Source organism: Yinghuangia sp. YIM S09857 (genome assembly GCF_051388915.1).
Taxonomy (GTDB): Bacteria; Actinomycetota; Actinomycetes; order Streptomycetales; family Streptomycetaceae; genus Yinghuangia.
This window is the reverse complement of sequence record NZ_JBPKBH010000026.1, coordinates 93,200-109,351: the sequence shown is the minus strand read 5'-3', so window position 1 is coordinate 109,351 and position 16,152 is coordinate 93,200. Positions and strand designations below refer to the sequence as shown.

The 16,152-nt window shown below is 71.9% G+C and carries 14 protein-coding genes; 6 read left to right on the top strand and 8 right to left on the bottom strand.

The genetic code is table 11. The features are described 5' to 3' along the window. Positions 1 to 1,522, bottom strand: a 1,522-nt coding sequence (locus ACRX5S_RS36475; protein ID WP_436777532.1) for an MFS transporter, incomplete at its 3' end; no start/stop codon positions are given. Between the two features lie 260 nt (positions 1,523 to 1,782). Here ACRX5S_RS36475 and ACRX5S_RS36470 point away from each other — a divergent pair. Next, positions 1,783 to 2,799: a sigma-70 family RNA polymerase sigma factor gene (locus tag ACRX5S_RS36470; RefSeq protein ID WP_436777531.1), complete on the top strand. Its 1,017-nt coding sequence runs from the start codon at positions 1,783 to 1,785 to the stop codon at positions 2,797 to 2,799. Further along, positions 2,796 to 3,425 carry a maleylpyruvate isomerase N-terminal domain-containing protein gene (locus ACRX5S_RS36465; RefSeq protein WP_436777530.1) on the top strand — a complete coding sequence of 210 codons (630 nt, stop codon included), beginning with the start codon at positions 2,796 to 2,798 and terminating at the stop codon, positions 3,423 to 3,425. The genes ACRX5S_RS36470 and ACRX5S_RS36465 overlap by 4 nt, the downstream gene beginning before the upstream one ends. 176 nt (positions 3,426 to 3,601) lie before the next feature. On the opposite strand, the gene ACRX5S_RS36460 is transcribed toward ACRX5S_RS36465, so the two are convergent. The 3 genes from ACRX5S_RS36460 to ACRX5S_RS36450 form a co-directional block, all read right to left on the bottom strand. Further along, the gene (locus tag ACRX5S_RS36460) at positions 3,602 to 7,282 is read right to left on the bottom strand and encodes an AfsR/SARP family transcriptional regulator (RefSeq protein ID WP_436777529.1); all 3,681 of its coding nucleotides are present in this window, start codon (positions 7,280 to 7,282) and stop codon (positions 3,602 to 3,604) included. Between the two features lie 206 nt (positions 7,283 to 7,488). Next, the gene (locus tag ACRX5S_RS36455; protein ID WP_436777528.1) at positions 7,489 to 7,743 is read right to left on the bottom strand and encodes a DUF397 domain-containing protein; all 255 of its coding nucleotides are present in this window, start codon (positions 7,741 to 7,743) and stop codon (positions 7,489 to 7,491) included. After that, positions 7,740 to 8,615, bottom strand: a complete 876-nt coding sequence (locus ACRX5S_RS36450) for a helix-turn-helix domain-containing protein (RefSeq protein ID WP_436777527.1) — start codon at positions 8,613 to 8,615, stop codon at positions 7,740 to 7,742. The genes ACRX5S_RS36455 and ACRX5S_RS36450 overlap by 4 nt, the downstream gene beginning before the upstream one ends. Positions 8,616 to 8,884: 269 nt before the next feature. Between ACRX5S_RS36450 and ACRX5S_RS36445 the strand changes: the two genes are divergently transcribed. After that, the gene (locus tag ACRX5S_RS36445) at positions 8,885 to 9,277 is read left to right on the top strand and encodes an ATP-binding protein (RefSeq protein ID WP_436777526.1); all 393 of its coding nucleotides are present in this window, start codon (positions 8,885 to 8,887) and stop codon (positions 9,275 to 9,277) included. 10 nt (positions 9,278 to 9,287) lie between these two features. Here ACRX5S_RS36445 and ACRX5S_RS36440 read toward each other — a convergent pair whose 3' ends face one another. Continuing rightward, positions 9,288 to 10,193 carry an alpha/beta hydrolase gene (locus ACRX5S_RS36440; protein WP_436777525.1) on the bottom strand — a complete coding sequence of 302 codons (906 nt, stop codon included), beginning with the start codon at positions 10,191 to 10,193 and terminating at the stop codon, positions 9,288 to 9,290. Between the two features lie 217 nt (positions 10,194 to 10,410). On the opposite strand from ACRX5S_RS36440, the gene ACRX5S_RS36435 reads away from it, so the two are divergent. Next, positions 10,411 to 11,574: an aromatic ring-hydroxylating oxygenase subunit alpha gene (locus ACRX5S_RS36435; protein ID WP_436777524.1), complete on the top strand. Its 1,164-nt coding sequence runs from the start codon at positions 10,411 to 10,413 to the stop codon at positions 11,572 to 11,574. Positions 11,575 to 11,666: 92 nt separating this feature from the next. Here the strand turns inward: ACRX5S_RS36435 and ACRX5S_RS36430 are convergent, their stop codons facing one another. Beyond that, positions 11,667 to 12,296 (bottom strand): TetR/AcrR family transcriptional regulator, encoded by a 630-nt coding sequence (locus tag ACRX5S_RS36430; protein WP_436777523.1) that lies wholly within the window; start codon positions 12,294 to 12,296, stop codon positions 11,667 to 11,669. A gap of 114 nt (positions 12,297 to 12,410) precedes the next feature. Between ACRX5S_RS36430 and ACRX5S_RS36425 the strand changes: the two genes are divergently transcribed. Both ACRX5S_RS36425 and ACRX5S_RS36420 read left to right on the top strand, forming a co-directional pair. Next, positions 12,411 to 13,649, top strand: a complete 1,239-nt coding sequence (locus ACRX5S_RS36425) for an amidohydrolase family protein (protein ID WP_436777522.1) — start codon at positions 12,411 to 12,413, stop codon at positions 13,647 to 13,649. After that, positions 13,646 to 15,328 carry an N-acyl-D-amino-acid deacylase family protein gene (locus ACRX5S_RS36420; RefSeq protein ID WP_436777521.1) on the top strand — a complete coding sequence of 561 codons (1,683 nt, stop codon included), beginning with the start codon at positions 13,646 to 13,648 and terminating at the stop codon, positions 15,326 to 15,328. Before ACRX5S_RS36425 ends, ACRX5S_RS36420 begins: the two co-directional genes overlap by 4 nt. 175 nt (positions 15,329 to 15,503) lie before the next feature. Here the strand turns inward: ACRX5S_RS36420 and ACRX5S_RS36415 are convergent, their stop codons facing one another. Beyond that, positions 15,504 to 15,914 (bottom strand): PIN domain-containing protein, encoded by a 411-nt coding sequence (locus ACRX5S_RS36415; protein WP_436777520.1) that lies wholly within the window; start codon positions 15,912 to 15,914, stop codon positions 15,504 to 15,506. Next, positions 15,911 to 16,132 carry a type II toxin-antitoxin system VapB family antitoxin gene (locus tag ACRX5S_RS36410; protein ID WP_436777519.1) on the bottom strand — a complete coding sequence of 74 codons (222 nt, stop codon included), beginning with the start codon at positions 16,130 to 16,132 and terminating at the stop codon, positions 15,911 to 15,913. Before ACRX5S_RS36410 ends, ACRX5S_RS36415 begins: the two co-directional genes overlap by 4 nt. Between the last annotated feature and the right edge of the window lie 20 nt (positions 16,133 to 16,152).

Here is a 16,152-nt window from a genome sequence, read left to right as displayed (position 1 = left end):
CCGCGTCGTCGTCCGCCGACCCGGACGGTACCGCCGGCCCGGACAAGTGGGAAGCCGACGACGCGGCGCGGTGGTCCGGCAGGAACAAGCCCGCCAGCGCGCCCAATACGGCGATCCCCACGGCAACGCCGAGCGCGGCGGCGAAGCCGTCCGAGAACTCCTGGGCGGTCGCATAGCCGCCGACTCCGGAGAACACCGCGACGGCCATCGCGATGCCGAACACGCCGCCCAGTTCGCGCATCATGCCGTTGGCCCCCGCCGCCTTGCCGATCTCCGCGTGCTCGACCGAGCCCACCACCGAGGTCTGCACCGCGGGGATCGCCATCGACACACCGCAACCCGCAATCACCAGCGGCGCCACCAGCGTTCCGTACGCCACGTCCGGCTCGGCCACCAGCGCGATCCAGCCCAGACCGACCGCCTGCAACGTCAATCCGCCGGAGAGCAGCGGGCGTTCGCCGACGCGGTCGACCAGCGCCCCGGCAACGGGCGCGCAGAAGAAGAGCGTGGCCGTCCACGGCATCAGGCGCAGCCCGGCCCCGAGCGGGCCGTACTCCAGCACCGTCTGGAGGAACTGGGCCAGGAAGAACACCGCCACGAACAACGAGGCGAACGTACAGAACACCGCCGCGTTGCCCGCCGAGAAGGCGCGCGACCGGAAGAAACGCATGGGCAGCATGGGTTCGGGTGTGCGCAGCTCCCAGCGGACGAAAGCGGCCAACAGCGCGGCGCCGCCCAGCAGTGCGCCCACGACCTCGACGCTCCCCCACCCGGCCGGGTTGCCGCGTACCAGGGCCCAGACGACGCCGAACGCACCGGCCGTCACCAGGCCCACGCCGGGCAGGTCGAGGGTGCTGTCCGGGCCGTGGCTCTCGGGCAGCTTGCGCAGCACCAGCGGTACGGCGGCCAGCCCGATGGGCACGTTGATCCAGAAGATCCACTGCCACGCCAGCCCCTCGGCGACCGCCCCGCCGACCAGCGGGCCGAGCGCGACGCCCAGCCCGGTGATGCCCTCCAGGATGCCGATGGCCGCGCCCCGGCGTTCGGCCGGGAAGGCCGCGCTCACGAGGGCGAGCGCCAGCGTCATGATCAACGCGGCCCCGACGCCCTGCACGGCCCGCGCCGCGATCAGCGCCGCGACGCTGCCGGACAACGCGCACGCCGCCGACCCCGCGGTGAACACCAGCAACCCCGCCGCGAACATCCGGCGCCGCCCGAAGCGGTCCCCGAGCGCGGCCGCGGTCAGCAGCAGCACGGCGAAGCTGAGGTTGTACGCGTTGACGGTCCACTCCAGGTCCTCCACCGACGACCCGAGGTCGAGCCGGATCGTGTGCAGCGCCGTCGACACCACGAGGGTGTCCAGCGCGGCCATGATCGACGCCACGGCGCCCAGCGCGAGCGCCCAGCGCCGGGCCGCCACCAACCCGGGCGCGGGGCCGGGCCCGCGCCCCGGATCCGGATCGGGCTCGCGCTTGCGCTTCGGTCCCGGGCCGCCGGATTGGGCCTCCACCATGCCGCTCATGTGCGTCTCCCTGATCGCTCCGAAAGCCTCGCCGGTACCGATCCGCGGACTTTCGAGAACTCATCGCCGAACGCCTTAAGCGCAGGTCAGAGCCTGTCCGGTGAGCGGTCGACCGAGGTCGCCGACCGCGGCCCGTACCCCGCCCCCGATGACTTTCCGGCGCCGCGCGGGTCAGTACTCATGAGGGACGGCGCCCGCCTGTCACGCGCGGGCGACCCGACCCGCACGGCACGCACACGAGGGCGACGAGAGGACCGGCCATGGCAGCGCCGCGTAGCGACGAGGACTTCCTGCGGAGCACCGGCAAGATGCAGCCCGAGTTGCTGGCGTACTGCTACCGCATGCTCGGCTCGGTGCACGACGCCGAGGACCTGGTGCAGGAGACGCTGCTGCGCGCCTGGCAGGCGTACGGCGGCTTCGAGGGCCGCTCGTCGATGCGCACCTGGCTCTACCGCATCGCCACGAACGTGTGCCTGCGTGCGCTGGAACGCCGCGAGCGCCGCGACCTGCCCGTCGGGCTCGGCGGGCCGGACTCCGATCCCGACCACCCGCTCGCCCCGGAACGGCCCGGCCACACCTGGTTGCAGCCGATCCCGGACGCCCTCGTCACCCCCGCCTCCGCCGACCCGGCGGCCGTGGTCGGCTCGCGCGAGTCGATGCGCCTGGCGCTCACCGCCGCCTTCCAGTACCTGCCGCCCCGGCAGCGTGCCGTCCTGATCCTGCGCGACGTGCTCGCCTGGCGCGCCGCCGAGGTCGCCCATCTGCTCGGCACGAGCGAGGCGGCGGTGAACAGCACGTTGCAGCGGGCGCGGGCCCGGCTGGCCGAGGCCGCCCCGGTCGCGGACGAGGTCGCCCGTCCTTCCGACGAGGCCGAACGCGCCCTTCTCGACCGGTACGCCGCGGCCTTCGAGGCGTCCGACATCGACGCCCTCATGGCGCTGCTGACCGAGGACGCGGTGTGGGAGATGCCGCCGGTGCCGTCGTGGTTCCGCGGCCGCAGGACCATCGGCCGCCTCATCGAACGGCACTGCCCGGGCTTCTTCCGGGGCTCCCGCGTGGTGCCGACCCGGGCCAACGGGCAGCACGCACTGGCCATTTACATGAGGAACGACGACGGTACGCACCGCGCGCAGGGCATCTACCTGCTCGACTGCGTCGCCGTCGGTCCGTCAGATGTCGATCGCGGTGCCATCGCCCACATCACCGCGTTCCACGACACCGACCTGTTCCCGACGTTCGGGCTGCCGCCCGTGCACCGCGGGGTCCTGGTCCCGTGAACACCGCGCCGCTACTCCTCGAACGGGCGGTCGGGTACGCGCTGTCCGTCACGCGCGGCATCCCTCCGGCCCTGCTGTCCCGCCCGACCCCTTGCCGGGCCTGGGACTTGGCGATGCTGCTCGCGCACGCCAACGAGTCGCTGGCGGCGCTGGCGGAGGGCCTGACCGGCGCCCGCGTGGCACTCGACCCAGCGGACGCACCGCCGAACCGACCGCCCTGCGACCCGCAGGCGACCGACGTCCGGGCCACCACCCAGCGCGGCGGCCATTCGGTGCCCACGGCGTCGACCGACCCCCTCACCACCTTCCGCCGACGCGCTCGGGACCTGCCCGGACTCTGGGCGACCGCGCCGCGCCGGATCGCCGTCGCCGACCGCGGCATGCCCGCCGAACTGATGGCCGCCGCCGGTGCACTGGAAATCGCCGTGCACGGCTGGGACATCGCCCGAAGCTGCCGCCGCGACACCCCGATCCCCGCCGCCATCGCGGTCGAACTCCTCTCCGTGGGCATGTTGTTGGTACCCGAGAACGACCGCCACCCGCTGTTCGCCCCGCGCACGCCGGTCGCGACCGTGGCCTGCCCCAGCGACCGACTGGTGGCGTACCTGGGACGCGATCCGGGCTGACCGGCCGCCGGAAACGACGTCACTCCGATCGGTGCCACCAACCAGTGCCCTGCCAAGGCAAGTTCAGCGTCCCGCGGCCCCGCACGAGGTCTCAGCTCCGTAGGCGCCCCACACGAGGTCAGCTCCGGAGGGGCCCCACACGAGGTCTCAGCTCCGCAGGCGCCCCGCACGAAGTCTCAACTCCGCGCCAGCAATTCCGCCGCATCCTCCTGCGACAGCGCCGCGCCTCGCGCGTACGCCTCCTCGTACACCTCCGGGGCAAGCGCCGCACGCACCCTCTCGGTCGTGGCCAGCGTGTCGAGGCTCCCCAAGTCCTCGTGCCCACGCATCGCGACCGCCGCACCGAGCAGTACGGCGGCCTGCTCCGCATCGCCGGACTCCAGCGTCCACCACGCCATGCCCTCGGTCGTCGAGGCCATCACCGGCATGTCGTGGCTGTCCACCGCCGCGACCCGCGACGCGTCCAGGGCCAGCCGCGCCTTGCCGCGATCACCCTGCGTCCCGTAGTGGTACGCGACGCTCAACTGCAACATCGCCAGCATCTGCGCCGGAACCACCCGAGCCCGCGGCAACTCCGCAAGGGCCAGGGCGTATTGCCGGTCCGCCTCCTCACGGTCGCCCAGCAGCCGGGCCAGGTCGCCGCTGCCCGCGTAGCCGATCAGCAGGCCGCCCACGGTGTCGCCGCTGTGCGCGGTCTCCACGGACGCGGCCAGGTCGCGCCGCGCCGCGTCGATGTCGCCGAGTTGCAGGTGCATCATCCCGCGGCGCAGGTAGAGGAACGGGACGTCCTCGTCGGACCGCAACTGCCCGACCAGTTCCAGGCATTCGTCGATCGCGGCCAGGCCCTCCGCAAAGCGCCCGGTGTAGCGGTAGACCTCGGACAGCCCAGCGACCGCGGACGAACGCCCCCACCGGTCACCCAGTTCCACGAACCGCAGCCGGGCGCGCCGCAGGCAGTCGAGGCCCTCGTCCGTGCGACCGGTGTTGATGGAGATATGACCGCGCATCAGGTCGATGACGCCGCGCACCCACGGGTCCCGGTGTTCGTCGATGCCTTCGAGGGCCCGGCCGGTGCCCGACGTGTAGTCCTGGAACGCCAGGTTCATGGCCTCGATGAGCACGAACACCGGGTGGTCCGGGGACGGCGTGAAGTGCCGCAGGTGCCAGCGGCTGCGCATCATCCAGCGCAGGCCCTGCATCTCGCTGGTGGTCACGACCAGGGTCGTGCCGTAGAACCACGCCGCCAGGATGTGCGATTCGCGGTCCTGGATGTCGTCGGCGCCGGGCATGCCGAGGGCGTCGCCGAGCCACGCGGTCGCCTCGCGGTGGTAGCCGCGGATGGTCCAGTACCAGGCCATGAGCGCGACGAGGCGTACCGCGGACTCCGCGTCGCCCGCGTCGATCGCGAACCGCAGCGCGGCGGCGATGTTGTCGTGCTCCTCGATGATGGTGTCGATGGCCTCCAACTGCTCGGCCGTGCGCAGCATCGGGTCGGCGCGTTCGAGCACCGCCTTGCACCACGCCACGTGCCGCAGCGTGACCCCGGCGTCGGCACCCGCGTCGTCACGGTGCTCGGCGGCGAACGCGGCGATGGTCTCCAACATGCGGTAGCGCGGCTCGCCGGTGCCGAACATCTCGACGAGCGACTTGTCGACCAGCCCGGCCAGCAGGTCGAGGACGTCGTCGCGGTGCACCAGCGCGCCGTCCGCGAGGACCGTCTCGGCGGCCTCCAGGGTCGCGCCGCCCGCGAAGACCGAGAGCCTGCGCAGCAGCGCGCGCTCCGGGTCGTCCAGCAGGTCCCAGCTCCATTCGACGACCGCGCGCAGGGTCTGGTGGCGCGGCATGGCGGTGCGGCTGCCGCCGGTCAGCAGGCGGAAGCGGTCGTCCAACCGCCGGGCGATCTGCGTCGGGGTGAGGGAGCGGGTACGGGCGGCGGCGAGTTCGATGGCGAGCGGCATGCCGTCGAGGCGGCGGCAGATCTCCGCGACGGCGGCCACGTTGGCGTCGTCGACGACGAGGTTGGGCCGGACCGCCTTGGCGCGGTCGGCGAACAGGCGTACGGCTGCTGAGCGGAGCGCGGTCGTGGTATCGCCGTGGTCGTCCGGCAGGGTCAGCGGACCGAGCGGGTACAGCGTCTCGCCGACGATGCCGAGCGGTTCGCGCGTCGAGGTGAGGATGCGCAGCGCGGGTGCCTCGGCGAGCAGGATGTCGGCCACCTCGGCGGCCCCGGCGACCAAGTGCTCGCAGTTGTCCAGGATGAGCAACGCCGGGCGGCGGGCCAGCACTTCGACCACGCGGGCGAGGGCGTCCCCGGCGGGGATGCTGCCGGACGTGTCCGCCATCGAGTTGATGATGCCGAAGTCGCGGCGGCCCAGGGCGCCGAGGATGGCCTGCGGGATGTCGGCCGGATCGTGGACCGGGGCCAGCTCCACGAACCAGACGCCCGCCGGGAATTCGGGCAGGAGCCGGGAGCCGGTCTCCACGGTGATCCGGGTCTTGCCGGCGCCGCCCGGCCCGACGACCGACACCAGCCGGGACTCGTGCAGGAGTTGGCCGAGCCGCAGTCGTTCGTCGTCGCGGCCGACGAAGCTGGTCAGGCGCGCGGTGAGGTTCGTCGGCGGCGCCTGACTCGGCGACGACACGGATCCCCGCGCGTCGGAGCCGAGTTGCCCGTTCACCCCGGACCCGGCAGATGCGGCGGATGCGGCGGAGGAGGAAGTGCCGCCGGAGAGCGCGGAGTTGGGGGTAGCGGTGGACGTGCCGCCGGAGTTCGCGGACCCGGCGTCGTCGGACGCCGTGGAGCCGGACGCACCGCCGCGACTGTCCACCCCACCGGCAAGCGCGCCCTCCCCGACGCCCGCCCCCGCCGCCAGCGTCGGGGAGGGCCCCGCCTGGCCGGGCCCCGTCTGACTGGGCCCCGCCTGAGTGGGGGCCGGGGCCCGGCCGAACGGAGCCGTTGTCGCGACCGGACCCGAAACCGAGCCCGAATCCCGATCCGGAACAGAGGCCGAGCCCGAGACCGAAGCCGGACCCGAGACCGAACCCGGACCCGGACCCGGACCCGGACCCGAGACCGAACCCGAACCAGGCGCCGGATCCGAAGCCGCAGTCCCGATCCCTACCCCCCGCTCGCCCCGCAGCACCGCGATGTGCACCGCATCCAGCTCCGGGGACGGGTCGATGCCGAGTGCCTCGCCGAGTTCGGTACGCAGTTTGTGGTAGACGGAGAGGGCGTCCGCGCGGCGGCCGACCGCGTCCAGTGCGGTCATGAGCTGGCCGTGCAGGCGTTCGCGCAGGGGGTGTTCGGTGGCCAGTTGTTCGAGCTCGGGCACCACCTCGGCGGCGCGGCCCAGCCGCAGCCGGGCGTCGACGCGGTCCTCGACCGCGGTCAGCCGCTGCTCCTCCAGGCGCGCCGCGGGCCCGGCGGCGAAGCCGGACTCCGCGGCGTCGGCGAGCGCGGCACCGCGCCACAGGTCGAGCGCGCCGGTCAGGACGCGTTCCGCGCCCGCCGCGTCGCCCGTCGCGAGCAGGCGGCGCCCCTCGGACGCGGCCTGCTCGAAGCGGTGGGCGTCGACGGCGTCGGGCGCCAGCGCCAGGACGTACCCGGCCGGGCCCGAAGTGATGGCCTCCGGGCCCAGCATGCGGCGCAGGCGGGAGACGAGCGACTGAAGGGCGTTGGCGGCCCCGGAGGGCTCGGCCCGGTCCCATACGGCACGCACGAGGCTGTCCGAGGGCACCGGCCGCCCCGGGTCGAGCGCCAGGCGAGTCAGGAGCACGCGCAGGCGCGCGCCGGAGACCGCGACCGGGTCCCCTTGGTCGTCCCGCACCTGAAGCGGGCCCAGCACCGAGACATACACACCCCCACTCTTCCAGGTGGGACCGGGAAAGGGGGCGTCCGGTGTCGCGGCGGGGAGCGGTGCGCGTCGTCCTCGGACTCGGGGCCGGGGCGTCGCGGGCCCGCTTCAGGCGAGATCGATAAGGAGACCAAAACGATCATCGTGAGAATTCACTCGTCCGGGTAATAACCACCACTCTTACGAGTGAATTCGCCAGGGCGAAAAGCTCAGCCTGCCGAGCCTTCGCGGCGTACCCGACCGAGGAATTCATCCCACGCGACAGATGCCACGGAGAGGATCGGACCGGGTACCGACTTGGAATCGCGGACACAGATGAACTCGTTGGTTCCGGCGGCTTCCACACAGTTGTTGGCGCCGCCGCTGAAAGTGCTGCGGTGCCAGGGCAACCCCGCGTGAGCTGCGTCGACGGCATGCGCCGCGGGGAGCCTTCGGAGTGCTGGATCGTGCTGTGCGTTGCTCAAGACAATTCCTTTGCAGCGTGCTCGATCATGGACGTCGAGTCCCCGTACGAGAGCGCGGAAGCGCGGATGTCCTCGAACATCCGCTGATAGACGCGGACGTGGTCGGGTTCCTCGAGATAGAGGCTACTCGTGCGCGTGTCGACCACCACTACGTCCAGATCGGACAATGCGGGGAAATCGATGATGGCGAAGGCGCCTTCGATCGCGGGATGTGCTCCGGACGCGAACGGCAGCACCTGAATGCGAATGTTCGGGCGGTTTGCCGCGTCGGCGAGATGCAGCAGTTGGGCCCGCATGCTCTCGCGTCCGCCGACGGCCTGCCGCAGCACCGCTTCGCCCAGCACGAGCGTGAGTTGGAAGCTCGGCTCGCCGTCGGCGCCGACCCGGTCGAGGATCGCCTGTCGTTCGGCGCGGACCCGCACGAGGGTGTCGACCTCGTCCTGGGTCAGGTCGGCACGCACCGAGGAGATCACCGCCCGGGCGTAGTCCGGCGTCTGCAACAGTCCGGGCACGAGCGAGAGTTCGAAGCCGCGCATGCCGGAGGCGTCGGCCTCCAGGCTGAGCAGCTCGGTGTACGAGGGCGGCAGCACGGACGAGTAACTCCGCCACCAGCCACGCTTCTTGGCCTCACGGGCCAGGGTCAGCAGGGCCTCCCGCTCGCCTTCGTCCTCGACCGCGTACAGGTCGAGGAGGATGCGCAGGTCGACGGGACGCACGCCGCTGCGGCCCAGTTCGATGCGGCTGACCTTGGAGTCGGAGCATTCGAGGCGGGCGGCGACGGCTTCGAGGCTCAGGCCGCAGGCGTCGCGGAGCCTGCGCAGTTCGGTGCCGAGCCGGCGCTGGCGGACGGTGGGATTGGGGGCTAAGGCCACGGTGCGCCTCCAAGAGGTGGAGCCGGTTGGATTTCGCGGCTGCGATGGGGGGACAGTGTGCACCACGATGGCCCGCTTCGTGACCACTACGGAAAAAGGCCCGACATTCCAAGAGTGGGAGTTGCAGGCTTGGTGGACGCACGGCACGCTGAATGTCCGATCTGACTCACCGTCGCCTTAGGGTCGCTCTCGGTCGTCAACTCCCCGACCGGTCGGCCCCGATCTCACGCAGTCCATGCGTGTTTGTTCGGAGGATGACTATGCCGGTGTTGACGGAAGACGTCCGTCACTACTGCGTCCAACTCTCGGCCTCGGACCGCGGCGTCCGCCTGGCCCGCCGAGAGGTGGAGCACCTGCTGCGGACCTGGGATATCGGCGAACTCGCCGACGTGGCAACGCTGTTATTGAGCGAGCTGCTGACCAACGTGCTGCTGCACGTCGGCCCCGGGTCCTGGCACACGCTGACCGTGCGCCACGACGGCACGTGTCTGCGCGTCGAGGTGCGCGACACCTGTCCGAGGCTGCCGGCCTCGCGCGGCGGGGGGCCGGCCGACGAGTTCGGCCGCGGCCTGGCGCTCGTCGACTGCCTCGCGCACGCGTGGGGCGCGGACGCCCTCCCGAACGGCAAGGTGGTCTGGTTCACCCTCAGGGGTGACGACTAAGTTCACCCGATCAGGTGAAGTTGGCGCGGGCCTCCCGGCACTCCTCGGCGAAGGCCAGAATCCGCAGGTGATAGGCCCGCGCCGCGTGGTGGAGGCTCATGTTGTGCCCGACGCCGCGCTGCGTGTGCAGTTCCACGCGCGGCGCCTGGGAGAGCAGCCGCCCGGCCTCGGCCAGGGCCTCCGGGCCCGCCTGGTTGGAGTTCTCGAACTCGGCGATCGCCCACTGCACCGGCACCCGCACCTTGCCGAGGAACCCGGGCAGCGTCAGCGGGTTGTCCCGGGCGTCCACGAACTCGGCCATCGGGACCGGCGCGGCGATGCGCCCCTCGCGCGTGAGCAGCGCGGGGTCGAACGTGCCGGGCGGGCCGAAGAAGGTGGCCGAGCCGGTGCCCGGGCCGCGCATAGGCGGCACCATGTCCCACCGGTCGGTCGGCACCGCGGCCATGGCGGCCGACTTCTCCGCGCTGTAGCGCAGCGGGACGCCGCCGGCCGCGATGCCCAGCAGCATCCGGCCGTCTTCGCTCGCGCCCATGCGCAGCGCGAGGATCGCCCCCATCGAGTGGGCGGCCAGGAACACGCCGCCGCCGTGGTCGTCGCCCAGGTGTCCGGGCAGCGCGTCGATGAGCCCGAAGACCACGTCCGCCTGGTGGTCGAGGTCCTGACGGTCGCGCGGGAGCCCGGCCGAAGCGCCGTAGCCGGGCCGGTCGACGGCCAGGACCGTCCAGCCGAGCGCGGCGCCGAGCTCCAGGAGCGAGGCGTCGCGGGCGTTGTCGCGGTGCCAGTACGCGGCGCGCGAGCCTCCCCCGTGCAGCGCCAGGACCGTGCCCCGGGCGGGGCCGGCGGCGGGCCGGGCGAGGAGCCCGGACAGGCGTACGTCGCCCACTTCGTAGTGGACCGTCTCGACCTGGTGTTGCATGCGTGCGCCGACCTCCGCGTGATCTCTCCGTCCGATGACACCACATACCGCATTGACGGTGTCATGACCCCCTTCACATAATGAACCCTCATTAGAACGCCGGAGCGCCCCCGCGGACGCCCGTGGGCGCACGGGCACGCGGGACACAGCGGGCACGCACCGGAACACGCACCGGACACGCGAGCGTCGGCAGCGACCAGGCACGGGAGTAGGGGCCATGAAGCACGAGGACGTCGTCAGCACCGGCCGCCGCATCATCGACCACTTGGCCGAACGCACCCTCGACCTCGGTGAGGCGCCGCTGCGCGTGGACGCCTCGGTCTTCACCGACCCCGAGCGCCTGGCCCGCGAGCGCGAGGTGCTCTTCCGCCGCACGCCGCAGGTGGTCGGCTGGGCGGGCGACGTCGCGGACCCCGGCGACTTCCTGGCGCGCGACGTGGACGGCGTGCCGGTGCTGGTGACGCGCGACCAGGACGGCGAGCTGCATGCGTTCCTCAACGCGTGCACGCACCGGGGCATGCCGGTGGCGCCCGAGGACTCCGCACGCGAGGGCACCGAGGGGACGGGCTGCGGCAGCGCGCGCCGGTTCATCTGCGGCTACCACGGCTGGCAGTTCGACTCGGCGGGCTCGCTCGTCGGGCTGCCGTCCCGCCCGCAGTTCCCCGGCATCGAACCGGAGCGGTTCGGCCTGAAGAGGTTGCCGGTGACGATCTCCGCGGGCCTGATCGTGGTCGGACTGCGGCCGGACGTCGAGGTCGAGGGAGCGCTCGACGACGTCGCCGACGCCTTCGCGGGATTCCCGTACGACCGCACGCGCACGGTGGTCAACGAGACGTTCCGGCTCAAGGCCAACTGGAAGCTGACCGTCGACATCAACCTGGAGGGCTACCACATACCGTTCCTGCACAAGGCGACGATCCACGGCATCGTGCTCAACAACGGCATCGTGGACACCTTCGGCCCGCACACCCGCTTCGCGGTGCCGATCGCCGGCTTCGAGGCGCTGGCGGCGCTGCCCGAGGAGAACTGGCCGGCGCGGCTGCCGATGGTCAACGTGCAGACGGTGCTGCCGTCGACGGTGCTGCTGGAGAGCCCGCTGAGCACCACGATGCTGCGCATCTACCCCGGGCAGGTGCCCGGCGAGTCGTACATCACCATGACCGAGGGGTCGTGGGACCCGTTGGACGAGCAGAGCATCGCGACCGCCCGCGGGAACCACGAGACCAACAAGCGCGTGCTGGTCAGCGAGGACTTCCCGGGCGCCGAGGCGTGCCAGCGCGGGTTCGCCTCGGGGCTGGACACGATGGTGGTCGGGATGGGCGAGTCGGCCGTCTCGCACTGGCACAACGTGTGGGACAAGGCACTCGCGGACGCGTCCTGACCCTCCCCTGAACGTCCGTACGGGCCCGGCGGCGTCCTCCGCGTCGCCGGTCCCGTACGGACCTCCGCGTGTTGCCGGGACCGCGCGGCGGCTCAGCGTCCGACCGGGGCCAGCGTCGCCGCCAGGAACATGTCGACCAGGTTGCCCACGAACAGCTCCGGAGCGATCTGCGTCGGCCTGCCGGCGAACTCCAGCAGCCGGGCGCGGTCGGCGAGCGCGTGCAGCACCATCGTGCCGCCGACGCGCATGCGCTCGGGCCGCAGCAGCGCCGGGACGTTGTGGCCGTGCTTCCAGATGCGCGCGTAGGCCTCGTCCGCCAGCGTCTGCGTGAGCAGTTCCCGAACCTCGGGCGCGCTGCGCGAGGGGTCGGCCATCAGCTCGGCGGTGATGCGCAGGAACGCGCGGCCGCGCCAGTCGCCGTCCAACTGCTCGGCGAGCGGCAGCACGAACGCCTCGGCCGACCTGCGGACCTTCTCCGGGTGCGCGTCGGCCAGCGCGAGCAGCTCGTCGCGCCGCGCCCGCACCTGCGGGATGTGCCGCTCCAGCATCGCGCGCAGCAGACCCTCGCGGGACCGGAAGTGGTACTGGAGCGCGGAGGCGTTGCGCTGCCCGGCCGCGGTGTTGATCTCGTTGAGCGACACCGCGGCGATGCCCCGCTCGGCGAAGAGCCGGGCGGCGCTGTCGAGCAGTTCTCGGCGCGTGGCCTCTGGATTGCGTCCCACGAGTGTTGAAACTAACGGACCCCGTACTTAATGTGCACTCATCAATTGCGTGCCCGCCGCCCCACGCACCGACACCGCTCTCCGCGGCCCGGTGCCGCACGTGAGAGGACCGCCATGGGGACGCCCCTGTTCGCGATATCCGCCGACTCGCATGTCACCGAGCCCGGCGACTGCTACCTCGACCGCATCGACCCGGCCTTCCGCGACCGCGCGCCCGTCGCCGCGACCGACCCCCGGATGGGCGCGGTCATGGACATCGACAACGGGCGCAGCCGCATCCCGTACGGCATGGTGGCGGCGGCCGGACGGCCCCCGGAGACCGTCGGGCCGTTCGAGTACACCGACTGGGACCAGCTCCACCAGGGCGGCTGGGACCCGGTGGCCCGGCTGGCCGAGCAGGACCGGGACGGGGTCGCGGCCGAGGTGGTGTACCCGTCGGTCGGCATGCTGCTGTGCAACCACCCGGACGCCGACTACAAGAAGGCGTGCTTCGACGCGTACAACCTGTGGATGGCCGAGGAGTTCGCCGGGCACGCCCCCGAACGCCTGATCGGCATGGGCCAGACCGCGCTGCGCAGCGTCGAGGAGGGCATCGCCGATCTCGCGCGCATCAAGGAACTCGGGCTGCGCGGCGTCATGATGCCCGGCCACGCCGCGTGCGAGGGCGAGGCGGGCGACTACGACGACCCGCGCTGGGACCCGCTGTGGCGCGCCGCGGCCGACCTCGGACTGCCGCTCGCCTTCCACATCCTGACGTCCGGCAACGACCAGCTCGGGTCGCAGCAGTACCGCGGCCCGAAGATGAACAGCTTCCTCGGCATCATGCGCGGCTGCCAGGACGTCATCGGCACGATGGTCTTCGGCGGTGTCTTCGACCGCGAACCGCGCCTGAAGGTCGTGTGCGTCGAGGCCGACGCCGGGTGGATGCCGCACTGGATGTACCGCGCCGACCACGCCGTCCGCTACCACGGCAACTGGCTCGGCGACCGGGCGCTGGGACGGCTGCCGAGCGAGTACGTCCGCGACCACATCTACCTGACCTTCCAGGACGACGCGGTGGCGTTCCGGGTCACCGACCTGATGGACCACCGGCGCCTGATGTGGGCCAACGACCACCCGCACTCCGACTCGACGTTCCCGTACTCACAGCAGGTGCTCGCGGACCACACCGCGCATCTCGCCGACGACGTGCGCGACGACATCCTGTGGCGCAACTGCGCGGAGCTGTACGGCCTTTCGTTCGCGCACCGCACCTCCGACGGCGCCTACGACAACGCCTCATCCGACAGCGTCTCACGCGAAAGTGCCTCCCCCGAAGGCGAATCCCCCGAAAGAAAGGGCGTTCCGGCATGACCGCGGACATGACCGCTGACCTGGTGATCACCGGCGGAACGGTGGTCGACGGCACCGGCTCCGCCCCCTACGCGGCGGACGTCGCGGTCACGGACGGGCGGGTCTCGGCCATCGGCCCGAACCTGACCGGCCGTCAGACCCTGGACGCCACCGGGCACATCGTCGCCCCGGGCTTCATCGACATCCACACCCACTACGACGCGCAGGTCTTCTGGGACCCGGCGCTCACCCCGTCCTGCTTCCACGGTGTCACGACCGTCGTCGCGGGCAACTGCGGCTTCTCCATCGCCCCGACGCGCCCCGAGCACCACGGCGTGATCGCGCGCACGCTGGAGAACGTCGAGGACATGGACGTCGCCACGTTGGAGGCCGGAATCCCCTGGGACTTCAGCGACTTCCCGGGCTACCTGGACTCCGTCGAGCGGCGCGGCGTGGGCCTCAACTACACCGCCTACATCGGCCACACCGCGTTGCGGCTGTACGTCATGGGCATGGACGCGTACGAACGCACCGCCACCGAGGCCGAGATCGCCGAGATGGCCGAGGTGCTGCGCACCTCGCTCCGGGCCGGGGCCGCCGGATTCGCCACCAGCTTCGCCAAGACCCACCGCGGCATCGACGGCAAGCCGGTGCCGTCCCGCCTCGCCGACCGCGCCGAGATCGACGCGCTCCTCGCCGTCGTACGCGAAGAGCGGCGCGGCGTCGTGGAGTTCACGCCCGGCGAGCAGCTCGGCATCGACGACCTGTACGAGATCCAGCCGGATGTCGGTGTCCCGTTCACCTACACCGCGCTCATGACCACGCCGACCGGCGCGCACGAGCGCCTGGTGCAGCTCAACCGCGACGGCTGGGCCAAGGGCTCGCAGGTCTGGCCGCAGGTCAGCCCGCGGCCTCTGACCTTCGCCTTCACCCTCGCCGAGCCGTTCACACTCAACTCCAACCCGGTCTTCGGGGAGCTGATGGCGGGCGGCGCGGACGAGCGGCGCGCGGCGTACGCCGACCCGGACTTCCGCGCCCGCGCACTCGCCGCCTGGCAGGTCGAGGGCGCGTTCCTCGTCCCCCGTTGGGGCACGTACAGCGTCGACGAGTCCTCAGCACATCCGGACCTGCCGGGCCGCCGCCTCACCGACGTCGCCGCCGAACGCGGCACGGATCCCTTCGACACGTTGCTCGACCTGGCCCTCGACGAGCCCGACCTGAACCTGCGCATGCGCTGCGTGCTCGCCAACGACGACGTCGACGCCCTCCTCGGCATCCTCGCCGAGGAGAACTGCACCCTAGGCCTCTCGGATGCGGGCGCTCACGTCGGCCAGCTCTGCGACGCCCCGCAGGCCACGGACTTCCTCGGCAAGTGGGTCCGCGAACGCGATCTCATGCCGGTCGAACGCGCGGTCCGCAAGCTCACCGGCGTCCAGGCCGACATCCTCGGCCTCACCGACCGCGGCTACCTCCGCCCCGGCTACTGGGCCGACGTCGTCGTCTTCGACCCCGCCACCGTCGCCCCCGGCCCGGTCCGCCGCGTCCGCGACTTCCCCGCCGACGGCGAACGCCTCACCGCCGACCAGCCCACCGGCATCCGCCACATCCTCGTCAACGGCACCCCCATCCAAACCGACGGCACCCGCAACCCCGACGCCGGCCTCCCCGGCCAGGTAGTGAGGGTCCCCGTCCGGGACTGACGAATGCGGCGGGCGGCGACCCCAAGCCAGGGGCCGTCGCCCGCCGGTCGGTCTGCCCCGGGCCGCGCCTCCCGCTCCAGCAGGCCGAACTCCCCAGCGGCAATCGCATACGCCAAGGCGCGACGCCTCGACAGCATCACGGCATCACGGCATCACGGCATCAGGAAGGACCACGTCAACCGATGTCACGCACGCTGTGCTCGCGCAGATCGGGCGCGTGCCGAGCGACGGTGCAATAGACGCCGTCGTCGTGCAGCACCGTCAGACCATGGTGAGCCGCCGTAGCAGCAATGATCAAGTCGACGGCGGACGCACTGCGATGCCGTTCCACTCGTGCCATGCGGTGCTGCACCGCTCCGATCCGGCGCCCGGCGTTCTTCGGCACCGCCACGTCGGGGTAAAGCTCCGCGAACATCTCCGCGATCTCGTCAAATTCCCGACCGTCGCGGGCGCTGTACAGGAACTCGGCGCGCTGCGGGTAGCAGGAGGCCACAGCCTCCGCATCGATCGCGTCGTACCAGGCCGAAGCCAACTTGGGCTCGGCCAACAGCCGGACCGGCGCCGAAGTGTCCAGCAGGTACATCACCTGTCGGCCTTCTCCGCCCGATGCCGTCGATCCGCGTCCTCGACCGCTCCCCAATGGCGGGCGCGTTCGAAGTGGCGACTGATGCGCGCAGCGCGCTCCTGTTGCTCGGCGTAGAACTGGAGCGCGAGGTCGACCGCCTCCTTCTTGGTCTTTGCCTTGGACAATGCCATGGCACGATGCAAGGCGTCGTCGTCGATGTCGATCTGCGTCACGGCCATGGGCCCTCCGAATGTTGGCC

What these genes read in the sequence shown, in the direction of transcription:
- ACRX5S_RS36470 (WP_436777531.1), top strand. Translation starts at nt 1,783, where the DNA reads ATGGCAGCGCCGCGTAGCGACGAGGACTTCCTGCGGAGCACCGGCAAG.
- ACRX5S_RS36425 (WP_436777522.1), top strand. Translation starts at nt 12,411, where the DNA reads ATGGGGACGCCCCTGTTCGCGATATCCGCCGACTCGCATGTCACCGAG.
- ACRX5S_RS36420 (WP_436777521.1), top strand. Translation starts at nt 13,646, where the DNA reads ATGACCGCGGACATGACCGCTGACCTGGTGATCACCGGCGGAACGGTG.
- ACRX5S_RS36435 (WP_436777524.1), top strand. Translation starts at nt 10,411, where the DNA reads ATGAAGCACGAGGACGTCGTCAGCACCGGCCGCCGCATCATCGACCAC.
- ACRX5S_RS36410 (WP_436777519.1), bottom strand. Translation starts at nt 16,132, where the DNA reads ATGGCCGTGACGCAGATCGACATCGACGACGACGCCTTGCATCGTGCC.
- ACRX5S_RS36440 (WP_436777525.1), bottom strand. Translation starts at nt 10,193, where the DNA reads ATGCAACACCAGGTCGAGACGGTCCACTACGAAGTGGGCGACGTACGC.